Source organism: Faecalibacterium sp. An122, from assembly GCF_002160895.1.
Taxonomy (GTDB): Bacteria; Bacillota; Clostridia; order Oscillospirales; family Ruminococcaceae; genus Faecalibacterium.
This window is the reverse complement of sequence record NZ_NFLL01000031.1, coordinates 20843-27632: the sequence shown is the minus strand read 5'-3', so window position 1 is coordinate 27632 and position 6790 is coordinate 20843. Positions and strand designations below refer to the sequence as shown.

7 protein-coding genes and 2 tRNA genes are annotated in these 6790 nt (G+C 59.7%); 4 read left to right on the top strand and 5 right to left on the bottom strand.

Annotated features, from left to right (window positions below; translation table 11 throughout):
- Positions 1 to 138: 138 nt before the first annotated feature.
- The 3 genes from B5E67_RS13360 (at position 139) to B5E67_RS13350 (ending at position 1896) form a co-directional block, all read left to right on the top strand.
- Complete coding sequence (locus B5E67_RS13360) at positions 139 to 411, top strand: DUF4176 domain-containing protein (protein ID WP_087385657.1); 273 nt, start codon at positions 139 to 141, stop codon at positions 409 to 411.
- 93 nt (positions 412 to 504) lie between these two features.
- The gene (locus B5E67_RS13355; RefSeq protein WP_087385656.1) at positions 505 to 861 is read left to right on the top strand and encodes a hypothetical protein; all 357 of its coding nucleotides are present in this window, start codon (positions 505 to 507) and stop codon (positions 859 to 861) included.
- 282 nt (positions 862 to 1143) lie between these two features.
- Positions 1144 to 1896 (top strand): helix-turn-helix transcriptional regulator, encoded by a 753-nt coding sequence (locus tag B5E67_RS13350; protein WP_087385655.1) that lies wholly within the window; start codon positions 1144 to 1146, stop codon positions 1894 to 1896.
- Between the two features lie 187 nt (positions 1897 to 2083).
- On the opposite strand, the gene B5E67_RS13345 is transcribed toward B5E67_RS13350, so the two are convergent.
- The 5 genes from B5E67_RS13345 to B5E67_RS13325 form a co-directional block, all read right to left on the bottom strand.
- Positions 2084 to 2872, bottom strand: a complete 789-nt coding sequence (locus B5E67_RS13345; RefSeq protein ID WP_087249046.1) for an amino acid ABC transporter ATP-binding protein — start codon at positions 2870 to 2872, stop codon at positions 2084 to 2086.
- 13 nt (positions 2873 to 2885) lie between these two features.
- The gene (locus tag B5E67_RS13340) at positions 2886 to 3524 is read right to left on the bottom strand and encodes an amino acid ABC transporter permease (RefSeq protein WP_087249044.1); all 639 of its coding nucleotides are present in this window, start codon (positions 3522 to 3524) and stop codon (positions 2886 to 2888) included.
- A gap of 121 nt (positions 3525 to 3645) precedes the next feature.
- A complete protein-coding gene (locus B5E67_RS13335) occupies positions 3646 to 4521 on the bottom strand; it encodes a transporter substrate-binding domain-containing protein (protein WP_087385654.1) in 876 nt (291 codons plus the stop codon).
- A gap of 253 nt (positions 4522 to 4774) precedes the next feature.
- Positions 4775 to 4850 (bottom strand) — tRNA-Pro (locus B5E67_RS13330).
- 29 nt (positions 4851 to 4879) lie between these two features.
- A tRNA-Gln gene (locus tag B5E67_RS13325) sits at positions 4880 to 4953 on the bottom strand.
- A gap of 287 nt (positions 4954 to 5240) precedes the next feature.
- Here B5E67_RS13325 and B5E67_RS13320 point away from each other — a divergent pair.
- Positions 5241 to 6320: an ATP-dependent 6-phosphofructokinase gene (locus tag B5E67_RS13320; protein WP_087249040.1), complete on the top strand. Its 1080-nt coding sequence runs from the start codon at positions 5241 to 5243 to the stop codon at positions 6318 to 6320.
- Positions 6321 to 6790: the final 470 nt, after the last annotated feature.

The following is a 6790-nucleotide window of genomic DNA, read 5'->3' as shown; positions in this document are numbered from 1 at the left end:
AACGATGAATCGTCATGCTATCACTTCCTTGCACTGCCTATGATAGAATCCTTTTATGTCTTTTTCTTGTCTTTTTAACACTTTTTTGGGCGTTTTTGAGTTTTCAGATACACCCTAGCATGGCAGGAGGCATAAACAGTGAAAATAAAGGATTTACTTCCCATCGGCTCCATCGTTCGACTGCAGAATGGTCAGAAGCGTTTGATGATTACTGGCGTTTTGCAGAGCAAAGAAGACGAACTTGACAAGCAGTACGATTACCTGGGTATTTTGTATCCGGAGGGGCATATCGGTGGAGATTTCCAGTATCTGTTCAACCACGAAGACATTGACGAAATCGTCTTTAGAGGTTATGAAGATCAGGAAAGACAGGTATTTTTGAATAAACTTGTCGGTCTTTACCATCAGTAACTTATATATTTGCCAGGCAAGGCAATTCCATCTTTCCTACCGAACATCCCTCGTTGAACAAACATGTCTATTATAAGAACAAGGAGTTTTACTATGAAATTCAACACAGAGCTCGTGGTGCCCCATAGCTGCAGCGTAATGGGCACCCAGGAAATGGAGCAGATCACAGGCGGTGCCCTCACCACCAGTGGTGTCTTGGGTTTTATCTCGTACCTGCTGGGTGGTCTGGACGTCTCCTTTGGTTCCAAGAACAGTCAGGTCAACACTGACACGGTCGCTACCGCATCCCAGGCTTCCACCAGCTCTATTGGGAGACGTGGTTCTTCTTCGGTGAGCGCTGTGGCAACCCATTCCAATGTGGATACCATTTCTTCCGGCCGTTATTTCGACTGGGGCGCCTCGTTCAACTTGGGAAGTCTTTTCAACCAACTGGTTCGTCTTTTTCTCTGATGGGTCATGCTCACGTCAAAGGAACGGATGAGAAGCCTGATTTTCTGACAGACTTCTATGTTTGGGTAAACCTATATCGGCAACACAGTCCATATCAAGCAACCCCATATCTTCTATCTCAAAAGGCCCGCTCCGGCGGGTCTTTTTTCATGCCAGCGCATTGTACCATCCGTCCCTTCACTTTACATCGCTCTTTCGTCCATTCTACCGTCCGTCGATTGACAAGTCCGGCGCCGGCTGCTAGAGTGGGGCCAGCAAACAACGGAAAACGAGGTGGATTGCATGTACCAACTGGATAAAGATGCCTTCGGCACGTTTCTCGCCGCCCTCCGCCGGGAAAAGGGCCTCACCCAGCGCCAGCTGGCCGAGACGCTCTTTGTGTCCGACAAGGCCGTCAGCAAGTGGGAGCGGGGTCTGAGCATCCCCGACCCGGCCCTGCTGATTCCCCTGGCCGAGGCCCTTGGGGTGACGGTGACCGAACTGCTGCTGTGCCGCCGGTGCCCTCAGGCCCAGCCCATGACCGCGGCGGCGGTGGAGCAGGCCGTCCAAACCGCCATCACCTATCCCGGCTCCAAAGCCCCGCGGGCTTTCCAGGCCCAAAACCGCCGTCAGGCCCTCTGGTTCCTGCTGGCGCTGGCGGCGGGGGCCGCCGGGATGTACGGCTGTCACCGGTGGGGCGGGTGGAGCGAAAACCTGCTGCTCTCGGTGCTGCTGGCCGCGGGGTTCGGAGGGTATTTCTGGCTGCTGGTGCCCCTGCGGCTCCCGGATCTCTACGACCAGCACCCCATCGGCTTTTTCTGCGACGGCATCCTCCGGATGCATCTTCCCGGCCTTGCCCTCAACAACCAGAACTGGCCCCGGGTGGTGTTGGCCGCCCGGGTCTGGGCCTGCCTGGCGGTGTCCCTCCTGCCTCTGCTCCATCTGACCGCGGCCCTGTGGGCCCCCGCCGGGTGGATGGGATGGCTGGAATACGTCAGCCTGTTTTTGCTGCTGGGCGGGCTGTTCCTGCCCATGTACGCGGCAGGCCGCCGCTGACCCTCCAAGCCTTCTCCCGCCAAACTCCACAAAAGACCGGCCCGTCCTCTGTGCACAGCCCACAAGCGGCCGGTTTGGGTTTGGGGGCGGGTTTCCCCTTCTGTCCGGCCCGCCCGGACACGCCAAAGCGCCCCCGCCGGGAAACCCGATGGGAGGCGCTTTGCCGCGTGTATTGGATTTTGCTTTTTTATCGCTCCTGGGCGTAGCGGGCCAGGAACTGGCGGGTACGCTCCTGTTTGGGGCGCTCGATGACGTCGTGGGCGGGGCCCTGCTCCACAATGACGCCGCCGTCCATGAAAATGATCTGGTCGGCCACGTCCCGGGCAAAGGCCATTTCGTGGGTGACGATGATCATGGTGGTCTTCTGCTCGGCCAGGGAGCGGATGACCTTCAGCACCTCGCCGGTGAGTTCGGGGTCCAGGGCGCTGGTGGGCTCGTCAAAACAGAGGATGTCGGGATGGAGGGCCAGCGCCCGGGCGATGGCCACCCGCTGCTGCTGGCCGCCCGAAAGCTGATGGGGGTAGTGGTTGGCCCGGTCGGCCAGGCCCATCCGGGCCAGCAGTTCCCGGCCCTCGGCCTCGATGGCGGCGTGAATTTCCTTTTTGCGGGCCTTGTAGTCGGGCTGTTCCTTGGCCAGCAGCTCCTTGGCCAAGGTCACGTTCTGCAGGGCCGTATACTGGGGAAACAGGTTGAAGGACTGGAACACCAGCCCGAAGTGGAGCCGCTTGCGGCGGACTTCCGCCTCCCGCTGGGTGGCGGGGTCGGCGGCGTCGAACAGGGTCTCCCCGTTCACCAGGATCTGACCCCGGTCGGGGGTCTCCAGAAAGTTCAGGCACCGCAGCAGGGTGGTCTTGCCGCTGCCCGAAGACCCGATGATGGCCAGGGCCTGGCCCTTCTCCAGGTTAAAGCTGATGTCCTCCAGCACGCGGGTGGCGCCGAAGTGTTTTTCGATGTTCTTGACTTCCAGAACCGGCATACCGCGCACCTCCTCAGCGGAAATAATCCAGCTTCTTCTCGGCCCAGCGGAACAGCAGCGTCAAAATGCCGTTGACCACCAGGTAGAACACAGCCGTATAGAACAGGGGCCAGATCATGCCCTTTTTGATGTAGGATTCGCCCATCCAGATGATCTCATACACCGAGATGACCCGCACCAGGGCGGTGTCCTTCACCAGGGTGATGAACTCGTTGCCCATGGGGGGCACAATCCGCTTGATGACCTGCAGCAGGGTGACCTTGAAGAAAATCTGGCTGCGGGTCATGCCCAGCACCTCGCCGGCCTCGTACTGGCCCCGGGGGATGGACTGGATGCCGCCGCGGTAAATCTCGGAGAAATAGCAGGCGTAGTTGATGACAAAGGACAGCAGCGCCGCCCCGAACCGGGGCAGCAGCGGCAGGTCAAACAACAGGCCGGGGCCATAGAAAATAATCAAAATCTGGATCATCAGGGGGGTGCCCCGCACCACCCAGACCACCATGCTGACAAACCAGCGCAGCGGGGTCAGGCGGCTCATGGCGCCCAGGGCGATCACCAGGCCCAGCGGCAGCGCAAACAGCAGGGTCAGGGCGAACAGTTTCAGGGTGGCGCCCAGGCCCTCCAGCAGCGTCAGGGTGACGGACAGCAGCATAACGGATTCCCTCTCTTTACAGGCGGATCATGTACATGACAGGAACATTTGCCCCAGGGTGCCGCAGCCCTCTGGGGCAAATGTTCCAGAATAACAGGCAGGCGCTCAGCGCCCGGGGGGATTATTTTTCGATCACCGACTCCTGGACGCCGTAGGTGGTGGCGGTCTCCATGACGGTGCCGTCGTCATAGGCTTCCTTCCAGAAGGTGTTGAAGGCGTCGGTCAGGTCGGAACCCTTGCGGAAGGCCACGCCGTATTCCTCGCTGTTCAGCTGGACGGTGTAGGTCAGGTCGGGATAGCTGGTGCCCTCGCCGATCATGGCGCCCGCCATCAGCAGGTCGATGACGCAGGCGTCGGATGCGCCCGAAGCCACTTCCATCAGGGCGTCGGCCTGGGTGGTCTTGGCCACATAGTTCAGGCCCAGCTCATCCAGCTGTGCGGCGCCGGCCGAGCCGTTCTCCACCGCGAAGTTCAGACCCGACAGGCTCTCCACCGTCTGGTAGTCGGCGGCCTTGTCGGCCGGCAGAACCACCACCTGGCCGTTGTTGCAGTAGGGCTCGGACACCGAAGCGCCATTGGTCACCTCATCGGTGATGGTCATGCCGTTCCAGACGGCATCCACGCCCTTGGTGTCCAGCTCCATCAGCTTGTTGTCCCAGTTGATCTCCAGGAACTCCACCTCGACGCCCAGATATTCGCCAAAGGCCTTGGCCATGTCGGCGTCAAAGCCGATCCACTCGCCGTTTTCGTCCCGGTAGTCCATGGGGGCAAAGTCGGTCATGCCCACCACCAGGGTGCCCTTGTCCTGGACATAGGCCAGGTCGCTTTCGGCCGGGGCGGCCGAATCCGCCGCGCTGGAGGCGCTGGCTGCGGCATCGGAACCGGCGGCCGAACCGGCTGCGCTGGAGGCCGCGGTGGTGGTGCCGCCGCAGGCCGCAAAGGACAGGGCCATGGCCGCCGTCAGGAACAGCGAAACTGCTTTCTTAAACTTTCTCATGGTAGATCCTCCTTACTACTGAGGCCGCCCCCTCCGGTACGGCCTCCCCGCTCCGTTCTTTTTACCACGCTAAAGTGGTGCAGTGATAACGTCTTGAATTTTAGCACACCAGATCCCACTTGTAAAGCCATCGGCCCGTCCCCGGGATATTTTCGTCCATTTCCCCAAAAACCGCCCCGAAAAGCTATGGATTTTGCGGGATATTTCCAGCCCGAACAACAAAAAAGACGAATGTCTTTCGACATTCGTCTTTTGGTCGGAGCAGCGGGATTTGAACCCACGGCCTCCTAGTCCCGAACCAGGCGCGCTACCAGCTGCGCTATGCCCCGAAAATACCGCAGCGGGTTGGGCTGCGGTTTGGTTGGGGATGAGAGAATCGAACTCCCACAAGTAGAGTCAGAGTCTACCGCACTACCACTATGCAAATCCCCATCATGTTATTCAGTTGTCCCAGCGGCTCGGCCGTCCGCTGACAAGGGATATTATACTCCATCCAGGCGGCGTTGTCAACTGTTTTTTCAAGTTTTTGGGCGCAGGATTTTCCGGCCCGGGCGGGCGGAACGCAGACAGGCATTTTTTACAAAAAGCGGGCCGAAAAACCTTGACAGATGAGGCATTTCGGACTAATCTTAATACATCTTAATAAAGAAGGTATGGGTGCAGCGGCTGCCGGCAGGGGGGCGCTGCGCCTCCATCAAACACAGAAACGAGGGATAACCATGAAAAAACGTGTTGGCATTCTGACCGCCGGCGGCGACTGCCCCGGCCTGAACGCGACCATCCGGGGCGTAGCGAAAGCGCTGTATGTGCGGATGGGCGACAACGTGGAGATCATCGGCATTCTGAACGGCTACCACGGCCTGATCAACGGCGACTACAAGAAGATGGAGCCGGATGATTTCCGCGGGCTGCTGACCCTGGGCGGCACGATTCTGGGCACCAAGCGGACCCCCTTCAAGATGATGCAGGTCATCGAGGAGGACAAGATCGACAAGGTCGCCGCCATGAAAAAGACCTACAAGGACCTGAAGCTGGATTGTCTGCTGTGTCTGGGCGGCAACGGCACCCACAAGACCGCCAACCTGCTGTCCCAGGAAGGGTTGAACATCATCGGCCTGCCCAAGACCATTGACAACGACATTTACGGCACCGATGTGACCTTTGGTTTCCACACGGCGGTGGACATTGCCACCGACGTCATCGACCGGATTCACACCACCGCCGGCAGCCACAGCCGGGTGATGTGCATTGAGATCATGGGCAACAAGGCCGGCTGGCTGACGTTGTACGCAGGCATTGCCGGCGGCGCAGACATCATCCTGCTGCCCGAGCTGCCCTACGACATCGACCGGGTCTGTGCCGCCGTGGAGCGCCGGGCCAAGAACGGGTCCAACTTCTCCATCATTGCGGTGGCGGAGGGCGCCCTGAACGCCGAGGAAGCCCGGATGAAGCGGAAAGAGTGGACGGCCAAGCGTGCAGAGGCCGGCTTTGGGGCCACCGCCACCAACCGCATTGCGGCGGCGGTCCAGAAAAAGACCGGCATGGAGACCCGTGTGTGCATTCCGGGCCACATGCAGCGGGGCGGCACGCCCTGCGCCTATGACCGCGTTCTGTCCACCCAGTTCGGCAGCCATGCGGCCAAGCTGGTGGAGGCGGAGCGCTACGGCGTGACGGTGGCCATGGTGAACGGCCGGGTCATCGAGAACCGTCTGGAGGATGTGGCCGGCAAGAGCCGCAACATCCCCGAGAGCTGCGACCTGCTCACCGTCGCCCGCCGCATGGGCATCAGCCTGGGCTGAGCCGGCGCGGCGCTGCCTGCGGCAGAAACAGCCGCGGCGGCTCAGGCGCAGCGCTCCGATTTTTGCAAGCACCCGCCGTGGTGCGCCGCAAAAATCGGCTAAGCGCAAGAGGGTCCTACTTTTTCGGAGAAAAAGTAGGCAAAAAGCTTTCACCTGGTACCACTGACTGCTGTAATCTTCACCAGGCCCTGCCGGCGGTAAACTTACAGCCGCTTTATAAGGCTCCCGGGCTGCGCCCCAGTGAGTCCAAGGTTTTGTGTAGACTGATTTTCTCGATCGGTACGCCCTGAAAACCCATAAAAACCGCAACCCCTGCCCTGTTGATTTGGGCGGGGGTTGTTTTTGGTTTAGAGCCCCATGGGGGCGAGCCCGCAGGGCTGGGGGTTCCGCTATTGGGCGGTTGGGTGGGTTTAGATGATAAAAGGGTATCACCTTGCAATTTCAAAGTGTACGCCCTACAGCACCAAAAG

Bases quoted from the DNA above. Each gene is read 5' to 3' on its own strand.
- B5E67_RS13355 (WP_087385656.1), top strand. From the start codon at position 505: ATGAAATTCAACACAGAGCTCGTGGTGCCCCATAGCTGCAGCGTAATG.
- B5E67_RS13350 (WP_087385655.1), top strand. From the start codon at position 1,144: ATGTACCAACTGGATAAAGATGCCTTCGGCACGTTTCTCGCCGCCCTC.
- B5E67_RS13345 (WP_087249046.1), bottom strand. From the start codon at position 2,872: ATGCCGGTTCTGGAAGTCAAGAACATCGAAAAACACTTCGGCGCCACC.
- B5E67_RS13340 (WP_087249044.1), bottom strand. From the start codon at position 3,524: ATGCTGCTGTCCGTCACCCTGACGCTGCTGGAGGGCCTGGGCGCCACC.
- B5E67_RS13335 (WP_087385654.1), bottom strand. From the start codon at position 4,521: ATGAGAAAGTTTAAGAAAGCAGTTTCGCTGTTCCTGACGGCGGCCATG.
- B5E67_RS13320 (WP_087249040.1), top strand. From the start codon at position 5,241: ATGAAAAAACGTGTTGGCATTCTGACCGCCGGCGGCGACTGCCCCGGC.